This window comes from Klebsiella sp. GW_Kp181 (assembly GCF_040062315.1).
GTDB lineage: Bacteria > Pseudomonadota > Gammaproteobacteria > Enterobacterales > Enterobacteriaceae > Klebsiella > Klebsiella oxytoca.
Window position 1 is genome coordinate 1 of the sequence record NZ_JBEAFR010000065.1, and the last position, 15829, is coordinate 15829.

16 protein-coding genes are annotated in these 15829 nt (G+C 55.7%); 4 read left to right on the top strand and 12 right to left on the bottom strand.

Annotation, left to right across the window (positions count from 1 at the left end; all coding sequences use genetic code 11):
• On the bottom strand, positions 1–174 hold a 174-nt coding region (locus ABLV11_RS16605), incomplete at its 3' end, for a fimbria/pilus periplasmic chaperone (protein ID WP_348855506.1).
• Between the two features lie 55 nt (positions 175–229).
• Positions 230–781: a fimbrial protein gene (locus ABLV11_RS16610; protein ID WP_004102280.1), complete on the bottom strand. Its 552-nt coding sequence runs from the start codon at positions 779–781 to the stop codon at positions 230–232.
• Between the two features lie 716 nt (positions 782–1497).
• Between ABLV11_RS16610 and ABLV11_RS16615 the strand changes: the two genes are divergently transcribed.
• Positions 1498–1887, top strand: coding sequence for a VOC family protein (locus ABLV11_RS16615; protein ID WP_017145813.1), 390 nt, complete (start codon positions 1498–1500; stop codon positions 1885–1887).
• Positions 1888–1890: 3 nt separating this feature from the next.
• Here the strand turns inward: ABLV11_RS16615 and ABLV11_RS16620 are convergent, their stop codons facing one another.
• Together ABLV11_RS16620 and ABLV11_RS16625 are read right to left on the bottom strand one after the other, a co-directional pair.
• Positions 1891–2109 (bottom strand): hypothetical protein, encoded by a 219-nt coding sequence (locus tag ABLV11_RS16620; protein WP_004113236.1) that lies wholly within the window; start codon positions 2107–2109, stop codon positions 1891–1893.
• A gap of 57 nt (positions 2110–2166) precedes the next feature.
• Positions 2167–2613, bottom strand: a complete 447-nt coding sequence (locus ABLV11_RS16625) for a glyoxalase/bleomycin resistance/dioxygenase family protein (RefSeq protein ID WP_004102284.1) — start codon at positions 2611–2613, stop codon at positions 2167–2169.
• A 195-nt stretch (positions 2614–2808) separates the two neighbouring features.
• Between ABLV11_RS16625 and ABLV11_RS16630 the strand changes: the two genes are divergently transcribed.
• Both ABLV11_RS16630 and ABLV11_RS16635 read left to right on the top strand, forming a co-directional pair.
• Positions 2809–3999 (top strand): MFS transporter, encoded by a 1191-nt coding sequence (locus tag ABLV11_RS16630; RefSeq protein WP_016807413.1) that lies wholly within the window; start codon positions 2809–2811, stop codon positions 3997–3999.
• Positions 4000–4192: 193 nt separating this feature from the next.
• Positions 4193–4483 carry a hypothetical protein gene (locus ABLV11_RS16635; RefSeq protein ID WP_026055937.1) on the top strand — a complete coding sequence of 97 codons (291 nt, stop codon included), beginning with the start codon at positions 4193–4195 and terminating at the stop codon, positions 4481–4483.
• A gap of 35 nt (positions 4484–4518) precedes the next feature.
• Here the strand turns inward: ABLV11_RS16635 and ABLV11_RS16640 are convergent, their stop codons facing one another.
• From ABLV11_RS16640 to ABLV11_RS16665, 6 genes are all read right to left on the bottom strand, one after another.
• Positions 4519–7632 (bottom strand): efflux RND transporter permease subunit, encoded by a 3114-nt coding sequence (locus ABLV11_RS16640; RefSeq protein ID WP_004102289.1) that lies wholly within the window; start codon positions 7630–7632, stop codon positions 4519–4521.
• Complete coding sequence (locus tag ABLV11_RS16645) at positions 7629–9098, bottom strand: efflux RND transporter periplasmic adaptor subunit (RefSeq protein WP_348855473.1); 1470 nt, start codon at positions 9096–9098, stop codon at positions 7629–7631. The genes ABLV11_RS16640 and ABLV11_RS16645 overlap by 4 nt, the downstream gene beginning before the upstream one ends.
• Positions 9098–10345: a TolC family protein gene (locus tag ABLV11_RS16650; protein WP_004113244.1), complete on the bottom strand. Its 1248-nt coding sequence runs from the start codon at positions 10343–10345 to the stop codon at positions 9098–9100. Before ABLV11_RS16650 ends, ABLV11_RS16645 begins: the two co-directional genes overlap by 1 nt.
• 13 nt (positions 10346–10358) lie before the next feature.
• Complete coding sequence (locus ABLV11_RS16655) at positions 10359–10727, bottom strand: copper-binding protein (protein WP_004113246.1); 369 nt, start codon at positions 10725–10727, stop codon at positions 10359–10361.
• Between the two features lie 73 nt (positions 10728–10800).
• Positions 10801–11220, bottom strand: a complete 420-nt coding sequence (locus ABLV11_RS16660) for a hypothetical protein (RefSeq protein WP_004102297.1) — start codon at positions 11218–11220, stop codon at positions 10801–10803.
• A gap of 234 nt (positions 11221–11454) precedes the next feature.
• A complete protein-coding gene (locus tag ABLV11_RS16665; protein ID WP_196090612.1) occupies positions 11455–12261 on the bottom strand; it encodes an MBL fold metallo-hydrolase in 807 nt (268 codons plus the stop codon).
• Positions 12262–12444: 183 nt separating this feature from the next.
• Between ABLV11_RS16665 and tam the strand changes: the two genes are divergently transcribed.
• A complete protein-coding gene (gene tam, locus ABLV11_RS16670; RefSeq protein ID WP_348855476.1) occupies positions 12445–13197 on the top strand; it encodes a trans-aconitate 2-methyltransferase in 753 nt (250 codons plus the stop codon).
• 249 nt (positions 13198–13446) lie between these two features.
• Here tam and ABLV11_RS16675 read toward each other — a convergent pair whose 3' ends face one another.
• Both ABLV11_RS16675 and ABLV11_RS16680 read right to left on the bottom strand, forming a co-directional pair.
• Positions 13447–13887, bottom strand: coding sequence for a GNAT family N-acetyltransferase (locus tag ABLV11_RS16675; protein ID WP_004102305.1), 441 nt, complete (start codon positions 13885–13887; stop codon positions 13447–13449).
• A gap of 325 nt (positions 13888–14212) precedes the next feature.
• Positions 14213–15664, bottom strand: coding sequence for a tagaturonate reductase (locus ABLV11_RS16680; protein WP_064355693.1), 1452 nt, complete (start codon positions 15662–15664; stop codon positions 14213–14215).
• Between the last annotated feature and the right edge of the window lie 165 nt (positions 15665–15829).

Consider the following 15829-nt stretch of genomic DNA (forward strand, 5'->3'; position numbering starts at 1 on the left):
CAATACCGGACGCTGCCCATTATTACTAACCTGAACGGTAATTTCTTTTTCATCGCCGGGATAGATAACCCGTGTACCATTAATTACCACGCCAGCCTGAACCGGAAAAGTACACAGCGCACTCATCAGATAACTCAGCGCAGCAGGCAAGAAAATAGTTTTCCTTACATCCATGTGATGTCTCCAGAAATTAATTGGGAAGAGAAAGTGTTCTCTCCCCGCAGAAGCATTACTTATAGATGAGGCTATAGGTCACCTGGGAAGCGACAGTACCGGCTACGACGGCGCCTTCAGCGTAATACTCAACATAGTACGGAAGTGAAGCCGTACCGGAAGATATATCAACATAACCAATAGCTGCGGAATCAAATTGTGCAGCATCGCCAACATTAATAACGCTATTGTTCTGACCATCGCGTAATTGTAGAGAAACATTCTCTGCACCGGACGTCTCTGTATTTATCAGACGTCCGGTCGCGTTATTTACTGTATTACCACCTTCAAAGAAGGCTTTCGCCTGAGTTAATGCACCGGTACAACCGCTCAATTCAAGACTGAAACGAGTTTTACCATTTGTTTTAGTCGCGCCATCAAGTGTATTCGCGCTGACGGTTGGCAGCACTACGGCCGCGTTTGCGCCTGCACCACCGATGTTGACATCACAGGTGGCACCGGTAATCAGGCCGCTGAAACTCACGGTACCGGTCTCAGCCGCCATAACACTGCCAGACATTAATGCAGAAGAAATTGCAGCGGAAAGAATTACGCGTTTAATGTTCATAAATAAACTCCATTTATTAATAATGTGGGGTATTAATAGGGCAGCAAGCCCACACAACACTTTCAGGACATCTCCCGAGGAAATATAAAATATTTATATATCTCACCATGACCGACGGGGTAAATGTACGGTGTTAACTTACACGCCATACAAATTTCAAAAAAAAGTTTAATTTCATCTTCTAATGAAATATCGCGGTAAATAATTTTTTTAGCGCAAATGAGATTAACTAATTATTTGTACTGCCGGTGAAATACGTGCAAAACGATACCTACATCGAAACCAACGATCAATACAAAATATTTAATTGCTATCGCTTATCAATAAATATTAAATCGATCGCTGAAACCGATCCATTCAGCAACAGCAGCGATATATCCATATGATTTACATGGATATGCTTTTTTTATTTGTTTCAAAAGCGCCCTTGCTTATCTTTCGAAATATTGCATCGCATGAGAAAAATCCTAGAAAACGCCAGACCCTCGTTTAAGATGTGTTTAAGTTAAGGACAAAAAATGCCGCAATTATTTAATTAGCCACAATAATAATTAGCACACTTTTTATATTGGCTATCGCTAATTGGCACAGTAAGAGCCATCAAATGGCTGGCCGTCTGAGGGATGACGTTTATGCAAAAGAAAGCTTTCCACGACAAACGATCGGCGTAAAAACGGATACAGTCACCCGACCACCTTTTATTAATACAGGTTCTTATGACTCTTAACGCTATGCGCATCGCCCGGCCGGTCACCGACCTTTCTTTGAGCAGCAGCATGTACTGCACGGGCCTTGGGCTGGAGCAGATCGCGCAGTTTGCCGATCACGCTGGCTTCAGCGGCGTCATGATCGGACGCGGCGATCTCGGCTGGCATCTTGAGTTCACCCTCTGCCACCATCACCCGGTGAAGCCCTCCCCGAGCGAGGAAGATTTGCTGGTGCTCTATTATCCACACACCGCCGAATGGCAGGAACGGTGCGAGAGAATGCTGACCGCCGGCTTTACACCGGTCAGCGCGTTTAATCCGTACTGGAATGTGCACGGCAAAACCTTTGTCGACCGCGACGGTTACCGGGTGGTGCTGCAAAACAGAAGCTGGCGGTAGCCGCTACTCCATCAGCCGGACGTCAGGATGGCGCGGGCTTGCGGCTTCATGAAAAATATCGCCCAGCCAGCCGGGAATTTCTGCTTCCGTGAGGTCATCCGGGATGATAACCCCATGCAGCGGCGAATATTTCCGTTCGTTGAGATCGACGCGGAAGAGTAACCATCGCCCGTCCCGACGCTGGACGCCAATGTGGCGTCCGAATACGTCATAAATCAACATTCCATCACCCTGCTGGTCGCCGAAGTTGATGGGCGGCTAATACATTCCATTTGGCTTTCATGCTTTGCCCTCGCGCAGCCACGGGGTTACGGTAATCCCTGCCAGCAGCCCTTCCGGGCTCAGCAACCGCGTGACGGTCTGCCCCCAGGGCTCCACGCGATTATCCACCAGCAGACGATAGCCTCTGGCCTTCAGCGCGTCGGTGGCGGTATCGATATCGCGCACTTCAAACTCCACCCACGCCTGCGGCACCGGCAGATAGTCCGGCCAGAGATCCGAGTCAAAACAGGAGCGCGCCGCCTGAGCCAGCGGCCACAGCGCAAAATGTTTTACCCCATCGAGGGCATGCTGTTCGGTCAGCAAATACTCTTCGTTGCCGGGCATCGGTTTGAGCGGCAGGCCCAGCGCCGCCACATAAAATTCCCTGCTGGCTGGCGTTGATTGGGTGATCGGTCCAAAGCCCGCGACAAAAAGAACATCCATACCGTCTAAATCGTATTCCATACCCTCTCCTGTCAATATCCATGATGCGTTAACAAATTTTATACTCTGCTGCGCACGACTTGCCCAGATTGCTCTTCTCTCATTACTATTTTTAGTGAGTTTGCCTGAATCATTGAAAAAGCGCATGGTCTGCTCGTCGCGCCCGACGACGCTGCGCTATGCTTAGTCTCCCTTTGGTTTCCAGTACTTAGCGTTATGGCCACATCCGTCAGCACCACCCAGCTTAATCTGCGTATTATTTCTATCGTTGTCTTTACCTGTATCTGCTATCTCTCCATCGGTTTGCCGCTCGCCGTGCTGCCCGGCTATATCCATTATCAGCTTGGCTATAGCACCTTTATCGCCGGCGTGGTTATCAGCCTCCAGTACATTTCAACCTTGCTCAGCCGCCCGCATGCGGGCCGCTATACCGATATCTGGGGGCCGAAAAAAGTCGTCAGCCTGGGGATTATTTGCTGTCTGCTCAGCGGGCTCTTCACCCTGCTCGCGGTCTTGCTGCAATCTGCGCCGCCGCTGGCGGTTGCCGCGCTGTTGGTGGGGCGAATTTTCCTCGGCGTCGGGGAAAGCTTCACTGCCACCGGCGCGACCCTGTGGGGGATCAAAACCGTGGGCGCGATCCACACGTCGCGCGTGATCTCCTGGAACGGCGTGGCAACCTACGTGGCGATGGCGGTTGGCGCCCCGCTGGGCGTCATGCTCAACGGCTATTTTGGCATCAGCGGATTTGCCGCCGTCGTGGTGCTGGCTGCGGCGGTTGGCCTGCTCTATGCCCGTACGCGCCAGGACGTCAGCGTGACGGCGGGAATCCGGGCACCGTTTCACGTGGTGGTACGCAAAATCTGGCCCTATGGGATGGGGCTGGCGCTGGGTACCGTCGGTTTTGGGGTTATCGCGACCTTTATTACCCTCTACTTTTCGGCTCATGGCTGGCAAGGCGCGGCGTTTACCCTGTCGCTATTCAGCATCGGTTTTATCTGCATTCGCCTGATTTTAGGTAACACCATTACCCGCTACGGCGGCGTGCCGGTATCGTTAATCTGTTTTGCGATCGAATGTCTCGGCCTGCTGATCATCTGGTATGCCTCCTCGGCATGGATAGCGGGTATTGGCGCCTTTCTCACCGGCTCGGGCTTTTCGCTGATCTTCCCGGCGCTTGGGGTGGAAGCGGTAAAACAGGTTGAAGAGCAGAATCAGGGCACCGCGCTGGGCACCTATTCGGCTTTTCTCGATCTGGCGCTGGGATTAACCGGACCGCTAGCCGGCTGGGTGGCAGGCTACTACGAGCTGGAGACTATTTATTTGTTGGCCGCAGCGGTGGTCGCGCTGGCATTTATCCTGGTTTTGCGCATTTACCTGCTACAACGCGCTGCTCTGCCGCGAACCTGAGGAATACTCTTCGCGCGACCCCAGACGCAAATATGGGTAAAAAAATAATCAATATTTGACTGCAATTCGGCTTCCGTGCCACCATCGCCCCGGCGCCTGGCAAGCGGCGCGATGGTGGCACGGGTGAATATCAGAGACCGCATGTTTAAGGTCCATGCCCGGCCGCAACCTGATTCTGGCGGGAATAAAAGACATGCACCAAAGTTTTAATCAGCGCGTTCATTTCTATTACTGCATTCTGGTGGCGCTGAAAATACACGCAAAATCGAAGAAATCGGGCGGTATCCGCGGGAAAAATAATTTCCTGCTCAAGTGGCTACGCAAAGCGCAGGACAACAATATCTTTCACCCGGATATTACCAGTGAGATCGAATGGCTGCGGGGCAAAATCATTCAGGCCGGCTACGATACCGACCTCGAGCCGATGCTGGACTTTGTCTACGCCACCGCCAAACGCGCGTCCGATCTCAAAAACGCCGACTGATTCACGCCCGAGCCGCCTGGCCCGGGCGTTGCACTTTAGGGTTTGTTGCGGTGCGTCAGAAGATAGACCGCCGGGATCACCAGCATCGACAGCAGCGGCGCGGTGATCATCCCGCCGATCATCGGCGCGGCAATACGCTGCATCACTTCTGAACCTGTACCGCCACCCCACATAATCGGCAGCAGCCCGGCCATAATCGTCGCGACGGTCATTACTTTCGGGCGCACGCGCAGCACGGCTCCTTCGTGTATCGCTTCGTTGAGCGTCCGGTCATTAAGCTCACCGCGCCGCTTCGCGAGCGCCTGGTTTAAATAGAGCACCATAATTACCCCGAACTCCGCGGCCACGCCGGCAAGCGCAATAAAGCCAACGGCGGCGGCCACCGACAGGTTATAGCCCAGCAGCCAGAGCAACCAGACGCCGCCGATCAGCGAAAACGGCAACGTACCCATAATCAACAGCGCATCTTTAACGCGACCGAAGGTGACGTAAAGCAGGATAAAGATAATCATCAGAGTAAACGGCAGTACGATTTTGAGCTTCGCGGTAGCGCGTTCCAGATACTCGTACTGCCCGGACCACGTCAGCGAGATGCCATCCGGCAGCCTGACCTGTTTGCTGACCTCGCGCTGCATTTCATCAACCGCGGATTTCAGATCGCGCCCGCGAATATCGACGTAGATCCAGTCCGACAGACGGGCGTTTTCGCTTTTTAGCATCGGCGGGCCATCGGTGATAGCAATATCCGCCAGCTCGGCGAGCGTCACCTGTGCCCCGCTGCTGGTTACCACCGGCAGATCGCGCAGCTTCTGCAGCGAGTCGCGCATTTCGCGCGGATAGCGCACGTTTATCGGATAGCGTTCACGCCCCTCGATAGTCTCGCCAATGTTATCGCCGCCCACCACGCTGGCGACCACCGACTGCAGCTCCTTCACCGACACGCCGTAGCGGGCGGCTTTCAGCCGATCGATAGCGATATCGATATAGCGACCGCCGTCAAGGCGCTCCGCCAGCGCCGAGGTCACACCCGGGACATGACGCACGATGCGCTCAATCTCCTCAGCGGTTTTTTCGATCTCCGCCAGATTGTTGCCGTTCACTTTGATGCCGACCGGGCTTTTAATGCCGGTCGCCAGCATATCCAGGCGATTGCGAATCGGCGGTACCCAGACGTTGGCGATGCCCGGCACTTTTACCGCACTGTCCAGTTCGCCGATCAGCTTATCCATGGTCATACCGGGCCGCCATTCGCTTTTCGGCTTGAACTGAATGGTGGTTTCCAGCATGGTCAGCGGCGCCGGATCGGTGGCGCTCTCCGCCCGACCGGCCTTGCCGAACACGCTTTGTACTTCAGGAATCGTCTTGATAAGACGGTCGGTCTGCTGCAGCAGGCGGGCGGCTTCGCGGCTGGAGATCCCCGGCAGCGTGGATGGCATGTACAGCAGGTCGCCCTCGTCGATTTGCGGCAGGAATTCGCTGCCGAGCTGCGCCAGCGGCCATAGCGTGGCGACCAGCAGCAGGCCCGCCGCCGCCAGCGTTGCCTTCGGCCACTGCAAGACCTTATCCAGCAGCGGCTCATAGGCGCGTATCAACCAGCGGTTGAGCGGATTAGCGGCCTCATCAGGGATTTTGCCGCGAATAAAGTAGCCCATCAGCACCGGAACCAGGGTGATCCCAAGCCCGGCGGCCACCGCCATCGACCAGGTTTTGGTGAAAGCCAACGGCGAGAACATCTTGCCCTCCTGCGCCTCGAGGGTGAATACCGGAATAAACGACAGGGTAATGATCAGCAGGCTGCAAAACAGCGCGGGCCCCACCTCCGATGCCGCATGTAGGGCAATTTGCCAGTAGTCGGCGGAAGACGGCTGGCGCTCAGGATGCTCATACCGCCACTGCTCCAGCACCTTATGCATATTTTCAATCATTACGATTGCCGCATCGACCATGGCTCCGATGGCGATCGCAATTCCGCCAAGCGACATCATATTGGCGCTGACGCCCTGATAGTGCATCACGATAAATGCGCCGAGGATCCCCAGCGGCAGCGTGATCATCGCCACCAGCGCGCTGCGGAAATGGAACAGAAACAGCGAGCAGACCACCGCCACAACGATAAACTCTTCGATAAGCTTGTGGGTCAGGGTTTCGACTGAATTTTTAATCAGCTGCGAACGGTCATAAACCGGCACTATTTCTACTCCTGCGGGCAGGCTTTTTTGCACCTCAGCCAGTTTCGCCTTCACCGCATTAATGGTGGTCAGGGCATTTTTGCCCGAACGCATAATGATGATTCCCCCGGCCACTTCGCCTTCACCGTTGAGCTCGGCGACGCCGCGCCGGATCGCCGGCCCCCGGCGCACGCTGGCAACGTCGGACAGCAGCACCGGCACGCCGTCACGCGCAGCGATAACGACCTGCTTAAAGTCGTCGATGGACTTCAGATAGCCGGTGGTGCGCACCATATATTCAGCTTCACCCAGTTCCAGTACCGAGCCGCCGCCCTCCTGGTTGGCGCTCTGAATCGCGCTGATAACCTGTTCGTGGGTAACGTTCAGGGCCCGCAGGCGGTCAGGATTAAGGATCACCTGATACTCTTTGACCATTCCGCCGACGCTGGCGACCTCCGATACGTCCGGCACGGTTTTCAGTTCATATTTCAGGATCCAGTCCTGAATCGCCCGCAAATCCCCGAGGCTATGCTGACCGCTTTTATCGGTAAGCACATATTCAAACACCCAGCCAACGCCGGTAGCATCCGGCCCCAGCGAAGCTTTCGCTTCCGGCGGCAGGCTGCTCTGGATCTGGCTCAGGTACTCCAGCACGCGGGAGCGCGCCCAGTACGGATCGGTGCCATCATCAAACAGTACGTAAACGTAAGCATCGCCGAACATGGAAAAACCGCGCACGGTTTTCGCCCCCGGCACCGACAGCATGGTGGTGGTCAGCGGATAGGTCACCTGATCTTCGACAATTTGCGGCGCTTTTCCCGGATAGCTTACGCGAATAATCACCTGGGTATCGGAGAGATCCGGTAGCGCATCCAGCGGCGCCTGCTGTATCGACCAGACGCCCCAGGCGGCCATAATCAGCGACGCAAGCAGTACCAGCAGACGGTTGCGTAACGACCAGCGGATAACGGCGGCAATCATGGCTGCTCCTTAGCGCCGTTCATCGGCATCATCGAGGTGACTCGCGCTCCATCGTCGGTCAGGACGAAGCTAAACATAACCGACTCGCCGGGGCGCATCTGTCCCTGCTGCTGCGGCGTAATGGCAAAATCCATGATCATCGCCGGCCACTTCAGCGCCGGCACCGGCTGGTGAGCGATGGTCACCGCCCCATCGGTTACAGCTTTGATGACCCCCTGCGTGGTATAGCTTTTTTCCTGCAGATCCTCCCCGGCCATTTGCGGCAGCGCGCTGCGCAGGCTCGCTTCGGAGTCAATCAGGAACTGTCCGGAGGTGACCACCTTCTGGCCCTCTTTGAGGCCGGATTTTATCTCGACCAGACCATTTTGCGTGCGCCCGACGATCGCTTCGACCGGACGGAAATGCCCCTCGCCATCGGCAATTAACACCCGATTGCTGCTACCCGTGGCAATCAATGCCTCTTCAGGGATGGTCAGAACGGCGCGCGCCTGATGCGCCTCGGCCAGCTGAACGTTCAGGTACATACCGGGTTTGAGCTGATGCTGCGGATTGTTCAAAACTACCCGGGCCTTTAAGGTGCGGGTGGTCGCTTCCAGATCGGGAAGTAGCTCGCGCACGGAGCCCTGAAAAACGCTCCCGGGCCAACTGCCGGTGGTCGCCGTCACCCGGCTACCCACGCGCAGCAGGCTGGCCTGGCTTTGCGGATAATCAATCACAACCCATACCGGGTCGAGGCGGGCCAGCTCGAACAGCGGCTGGGCTGGGGTGACCTGCGCGCCGGTGCGCACATCCAGCTTGCTGACATAACCATCGTGCGGCGCGCGTACCGTCATCCGGGTTTGCGGTTTCCCGCTGCGCTCAACGCTGCGGATAATCGCTTCCGGCATAAACTGCAGCTGCAGACGATCGCGAGCGGCGGCGGTCAGCCCGCTGTCGCCCAGCCGCCTCACCGCCAGATACTCCTGCTGCGCCGCCGCCCACTGCGGGATCCACAGTTCGGCCAGCGCCTCGTTCTTTTTCACAAACTGCTGAGAGGCGTTAACGTAGAGTTTCTCAATCAAGCCGTTGGCCAGCGCCGGCACCGTCTCGACGCCGCGTTCGTCCACGGCGACGGTAGCAAAAGCGTTAAGCTCCGGCGCCAGTGGCTGACGGGAAACGCTCGCCGTGCGTACGCCAAGATTTTGCTGCTGGCGGGTGCTAATCTTCACCCCTCCCGCATCATCGTCAGCCTCTTCATCGGCATAACGCGGAACCAGGTCCATATCCATAAACGGCGATTTGCCCGGTTTATCAAAACGGGTACCGGGGGCCATCGGGTCGTACCAGTAGAGCACTTTGCGTCCCGCAGCCGTTTCGGTTCCGCCCGGAGTGACAGTCGAGGCGTTCCGCGATCCCAGCCAGTATCCGCCCGCGGCGGCAAGAGCGACGGCCAGCGCCACAAGGGTAAAAGCAGTTTTCAGCTTCATTATTTAACATCCTGTGGAATAAGGTAGCGAACGGCGGCCCACGCGTCAGCGAGCGCTTTCTCGGCGTTGTTGCTGGCGATTTCCCCGTTCAGCAGGTCGCGACGGGCGGCGAGCAGTTCAGGCAGCGCGGAGCTGCCGCCCCGATACTGGGCATTGACGAGACTCACCTTCTTGCGCAGCAGCGGCAGTACCTCGCTTTGCTGGCGATCGTAAATGGCTTTCGCGGCGTTATACTGCGCGATCAGCTGATACTGCTGCGCCTGATGCTCGCGCATCAATAAGGTCAACCGATCGTTGGCTTCATAGGTTCGGGAGACATCCGCAGCGTGGTCTTTATCCTGACGTTTACCCTGAAAAACCGGCAAATCGACGGTAAACATAACGCCGACCATGTCGTCATAGTCATCTCCGCGTCTGGCGTAATAGACCTCAACGCCTACGTCGGGGATCGCCGCCACTTCCGACTGCCCGGATTTTGCTTTAGCCAGATCAGCCTCACGCGCGGCCTGAATCACTTCTGGATGAAGTTTTATCCCCTCGATTAAGGTCGCTTCATCGGCAGGCAGGCGCTCAATGCGCGGCAGCGGGCCGGAAATAACGCGGATATCCTTACCGGTTAGCTGCATCAGACGCGCCTGAGCGATCTCCACATCGCGCCGGGCGTTATCTTGCTCATTTTTCATAGCATTGAGCGCCAGTTCGACGTCGAGCACGCTGCCGGGGGTAGCGCTGGCGCTGCTGACGGCCGCCTTATGCACGCCAATTTGCCGGGAGGTTTCGCTAATCAGCGCCTGTACCGAGCGCAGCGACTTCTGCGCTACCGCCAGCGCCAGCCATGCCTGAGCGGTTTCCCGCTGTAGCCTGGCGCGGATAACATCGGCGTTGGCGGCGGTTCGTCGCGCGTCGGCGGTTATCGAGTCGGCTTTGCGCTCGCGCTTGGTGCTGCTGACGTAGTCCTGCATTACGCCAATCCGCTGCATGGTCATGCCCTCGCGGGTCAGGCGGCTGGCGTTACTTCCCCCCAACGGGACGTTTTCAAGACCAAACTTAAGCTTCGGATCGGGAAGCTCCATGGCGGAATCCGCCATATTCTTCAAAGCGTTAACCTGATGATCGTTGGCGGAGAGCTCGGCAGAGTAGCTTTCCGCCGCCGACAGGGCCTCAGAGAGCGTCGTCGCCCAGCCGCTGGTGGACGTCAGCGACAGCAAGAGCGGCAGCCCGCAGGCCGCCTTAGTTAAGATGTGCATAATGACTCCGGAATTATTGCGCGGTAATCGAAACGAGCGCGTAGCCGGAGTCGGTCTGGCGGAAGGTGAAATCGACCTGCTGTCCCACCGGCAGCTTTTTATCTTGATGTCCATCGAGCGCAAAGCTCATCGTCATCGCCGGCCAGTTCAGCCCGGGAACCGGAGAATGGGCAATCACCACTGCATCGTCGCGCCAGGCTTTAATCACCCCGCTTGCCGAATAAAGCGCGGCGGTATTCTCGGGCTTATTCATCCCCGGCATTTCCGCCATCGCGGACATATTATGCTGATGCATCGCGCCATCTTCCGCGCTGGCGGAAAATGCGGTGAAAGAAAAGGTCAGAACGCTGGTAAAAAGCAGAAAAATAGAGGTCGAACGCATAATTAATACTCCGAAAAAAACATAAAGTCGCCCGCAGAACGGGCAGTTCTGATGGATGTTTTTTAACGGAGCGTTATTCTCTGAAACGGCAGAAACGTATTTCAGCCGGCGGACCGGTGACCGGCGGCGTGTGCCAGTCCATACGTTCAGCGCAAATCTCCTGCTGCGGCGAAACCACCAGCAGGGTGGTTTCGGCGGGCAATGCATTCAGCTGTAGAGAGGTGGAGGTATTAGGTTGCGCAGTGTCGGGGTCGCAGTGTTTCTCACAGATGACTTTCTGCCCGACGTTATCCATGCCGGACATGGTCATCATGCCATCAACGATGTGATGAATTTGCACCTGCGGCGTGACCGGCTGCTGCTGGCCGCCGTGGTGCGCCGCGACGGCAAGCTGTAGATTGAGTAGCAACCAACAGGCAATAACAAGCCCGGCGCGGATGCGAAGCCGGCGTCGGGTGGCTTGTTTGAATAATGCCTGTAGTGACTGAATCATAGTAATATTCGCAATAGGACGACCGCTGAATTAAAGCACACCCGCCCAAAGAATTAAACGCTATTACATAATTAAAACCGCGAGTTAAATAGAATGAAGTTTCTCGATAAATATTTACACGTCATCGCAAAATTAACGTTTGACCTTCCCCCAGGGGGAAGGTGTATAGCGCGGCGTCGATGTATTTAATAAATAGCCAAAGTGTTATTTATATGTAATCAGCAGCCATACACGTCATCCCTGATCCAGTACTAACGTATCGCCGGTCGCCGGGGCACTATCCGCCGATAACCACCAGCGTCCCCACGAACCGGTACAATGGCAGGCCATCACTTTCTCCACCTTCTGCTGGTGCAAAAATTGCCTTATCTGGCGTATTCTCCACGGAGGCGCGCGGCGCAGATGAAGTCCGCCGATGATGGCGTATATCTGCTGGACGCCGGTAACCTTCTGACAGTGGCGAAGGGTATTGATCAAGCCGCGATGTCCGCAGCCGCAAATAATGATTAAGCCTCGCGTCGAGCGGTAAATCAGTACGCCCTCATCGGCAATATAATCCTCCGCTGGGGATAGCCCCGCCAGCACGCCATAAGCTCGCGGCCTGGCAACCGCGATCTCACCTGACCACATCAGCCGCTCGCTGATAGCCAACGGCTGGCGACTGTATTCCATGCGGTGGCGGGAATAGTCGATCTCTCGCGACAGCTTTTTGAGCTTTACGCGATGCCCGCCGATCGATAACGCCGAATAGCGCGTTTGCCCGACCTGCGGATGGCAAATAATACGGCTATTGTCCGGCAGCCACGGCACGCCGCCGCAGTGGTCATAATGACCGTGAGAAAGTACCGTGGCGGTCAGGTTAGATAAAGAAACCCCCATGCGCTGCGCATTATGCAAAAAGCTGCCGTCAGGGCCGGTATCAAACAGAACCCGGCAGGTTTCATCCTCAACAACAAGGCTTAGCCCAGGTTTCACCTGCAACAGTTTATCCTTGTCCTTACCAAGCCGGTTCTCAAGTAACATCTTAATGATTAAAGCCATTTCATACCCATTGACCAAAGAATTGCGCGCATACTCTAGCCTGTTGTCTACATAAGTACCGTGACCCGCCTGGCACACGCAGAAGTGACAACGTCACAATATGGCTCAGCCGATCTTGCTACTTTGCCAGATACGCATTGCCGTCTATGCTGTTGGACGAGTTTCTCGCAACCAGAGCGTACTATGGCAGACTGGAATCCCTCACTCTATTTGCAATTTGGCGCTGAGCGAACGCGGCCCGCCGCCGAGCTTCTTGCGCGCATTGCCCATTATCCCGTGACGCTGGCCGTTGATTTAGACTGCGGGCCAGGCAACAGCACCGCTCTGCTGCAAGATGCCTGGCCGGACGCGACGATTATCGGCATTGATAATTCCCCGGCAATGCTGGAAGAGGCCTCACAAAGGTTGCCGGACTGTGGGTTCGTTGATGCGGATATTGCCGCTTATCGCCCGGAGCGTCCGGCGGATCTGATATATGCCAATGCTTCGCTGCAGTGGCTCCCGGATCATCAGCGGCTGTTCCCTTTTCTGGTGAACAATCTTGCAGAAAACGGCGTACTGGCGGTGCAGATGCCCGTTAACTGGCAGGAGCCGTCCCATACCCTGATGCGTCAGGTTGCAGAAGAGCTTGGGCACCCGGCCAGCGGACGGCATCCGCTGCCTGAGGTACAGGAGTATTATGATATGCTCACTGCCTGCGGCTGCGAGGTGGATATCTGGCGCACCACCTACTATCACCCGCTGGCATCGCATCAGGCCATTATCGAATGGCTGCAGTCAACGGGCCTGAGACCATTTTTACAGCCACTTGATGAGCCGCAGCGCGAAGCGTTTCTCGAGCGCTATCTGGAAAAGTTGAAACGGCACTATCCGTTACAGTGTAACGGAAAGGTATTGTTATTATTTCCGCGCCTGTTTATCGTCGCACGCCGTTAGCCCGGCGGCTGAAAGTAAAGGAATAAAGGGAGTCAGAACGAGAATACTACGGCGTCAGGAGCGGGCGCCGTAGGGTCTGATTTACCAGGCAAGGTGATGAACCAGGGAGAGATCCCACGCGGTGGCCAACAGCGAAAGAAACATGATTAAATTCACCACCGTTTCTATGCGTTTTTCCATATTTGTTTCTCCTGAGCCGTTTCCCCTGTTTTACAGGGAAAAGCTTAACAACTTCTTAATCTCAGATTGTCAGAGCGTCACGCGGTAACGAACATAGTCATCGGCTGGCGTGAATTCATCATACAGACGCCGGGCCGGATTGTCGGTGCGAGTGTGCCAGTACAAGCGCGACCACCCTTTTTCTTTTCCTTCCGTTTGCAGCGCCTGTATTAAGGTTCTGGCGATGCCTTGCCCGCGCATCTGCGGGGCGACAAACAGATCTTCCAGATAGCAAATGGGCGTCTTAACCCATGTTCCTTCGTGGAGGATACAAATCGCAAAGCCCACCACATTGCCATCCACCACCGCGAAACGACCCAGCATCGGCGAAGCGGCATCAAGCATCCGCTGCCAGGTGTATTCTGTGACCTCCGTTGGCTGCGGGCTACCGTAGAAACGGGTATAACCCTGCCAAAGCGATAACCACTGTGCTTTATCCTGCCGATCGGGTTCGCGAATCTCAATGACCATGGGCCGACTCCTCGTTTGGATAAGGCATTATTTTCCGGTGCAATAATTAGTTCAAGCGCCCGGCACACAATTCATCTTTTTCTCTTAATTGCCCCACCTTTGTTGCCGGACCCATTTTGCACGATCTGCCAGACCTGCGTGAAAGAAAAAACTAAAAGTATGTTGTAACTAATTAAGATTCAAAAATAACCCGGCGGTGGCCGGGTTGAAATTAATGCTAATTCTGCTCAGGCGTTGCGCCCGGATGACGAGCGGACGGCGGCTGGCAGCTTATCTGGCCGATAATCCGTCCTTATCTGCTCGTCGGGCGGCGCCCTGCGCTATATCAGCACAGCGGCTGAACGGCGGCGCGCATGCCGTCGCGCAGAATCGCATCCAGATCCTGCGTCACCTGCTCGACCAGGCCTGAAACTTTGCTCAGGTCCTGCTCCCAGTGGGATTCAACGGACAGTACGGCTTTTACCAGCTCGCCGGTGGTGATTTGCGCATCCCGATGCTGGGCCCATAGCGCCTTGTAGCGCTCCATCCATTCAGCATCATCCTGAACCGGATAGCTCTCACCGTTACGTTCGCCGCGATAAAACGCGATCAGCGCTGCCAGTGCGAAGGTCAGGCGCGACGGGAGCTTGCCCTCTTTCTTCTGCGCCGCCAACAGCTGCGGCAGAATGCGGGTGCGGTATTTGGTCATGCCATTAAGCGCGATAGACAACAGCTGATGCTTAATATACGGGTTGCGGAAACGGCCGGTGACCGCACTGGCGAAAGACTCCAGCTCATCGCGCGGCAGGTCGAGAACAGGAATGATCTCCTGGTAAATCGCTTTCTCAACGAAAGCGCAGATTTCCTTATCGTTCATCGCCTCGCCCACGGTATCGAGACCCGCCTGGAAGGCGACCGGCACCAGCGCGGTGTGCGCGCCGTTAAGAATCGCCACTTTACGCTCTTTATACGGCTTAATATCGTCCACGATCAGGACGTTAAGCGGCAGCTTATCCAGACGCAGCTCTGCGGCCAGGGACTTCGGCCCCTGAATAACAAACAGGTAGAAATGTTCAGCGGTATCGAGGAAACCGTCTTTATACCCCAGCTGTTCTTCAATCTGCGCGGCTTCATCACGCGGATAGCCGGTCACGATACGGTCTACGAGCGTAGAACAGAAGGCGTTCGCCTCATCCAGCCAGGTGATAAACGCTTCCGGCAGCGCCCACTCCTGGGCATAGCGCAGCACCAGTTCACGCAGCGCCTCGCCGTTGTAATCAATCAGCTCGCAGGGAATGATCACCCAACCTTTATCCGCCGCGCCGGAGAAGTGGCTGTAGCGTTCAAACAGCAGGCGAGTCAATTTTGCCGGATAGCTTACCGCTGGCGCATCGTCAAAGCGGTCGCCGGCGTGGTAGCTGATCCCGGCCTCAGTGGTATTGGAAAACACAAAGCGCATATCCGGATTATGCGCCAGACGCAGCAGCTCCTCATAATCGGCATAGGCGCTGATTTCACGATTTACCGATCGAATCAGACGCGCATCGCTCACCGCTTCGCCCTTCTCATTCAGGCCGCGAATAATCGTGGTATAGAGGCCGTCCTGGGTGCTGAGAGACGGCGGGAATGCGCTCTCAATCGGACGCACGATCACCACGCCGGAATTCAGGTCGGTATGCTCGTTCAGCAGATCGATCTGCCAGTCGATAAACGCGCGCAGGAAGTTGCCTTCGCCAAACTGAATGATACGTTCAGGGTACTGCGCGCCCGGGAAATCGCGACGGTTTAGTGTTTTCACAATGGGTTCCCTCATAGAGTAGTCATACAACCTGAGTAATTGGTCCAATAAGTTATCAGGTTTTTAGCCAGGTGAAACCCCGTTTTGATCAAAGCTGTATGCAATATCAAATTTGTCGCCGAAATATTTCTCTCTGCACGACAAAACGGTGAACCGTTTGTACAG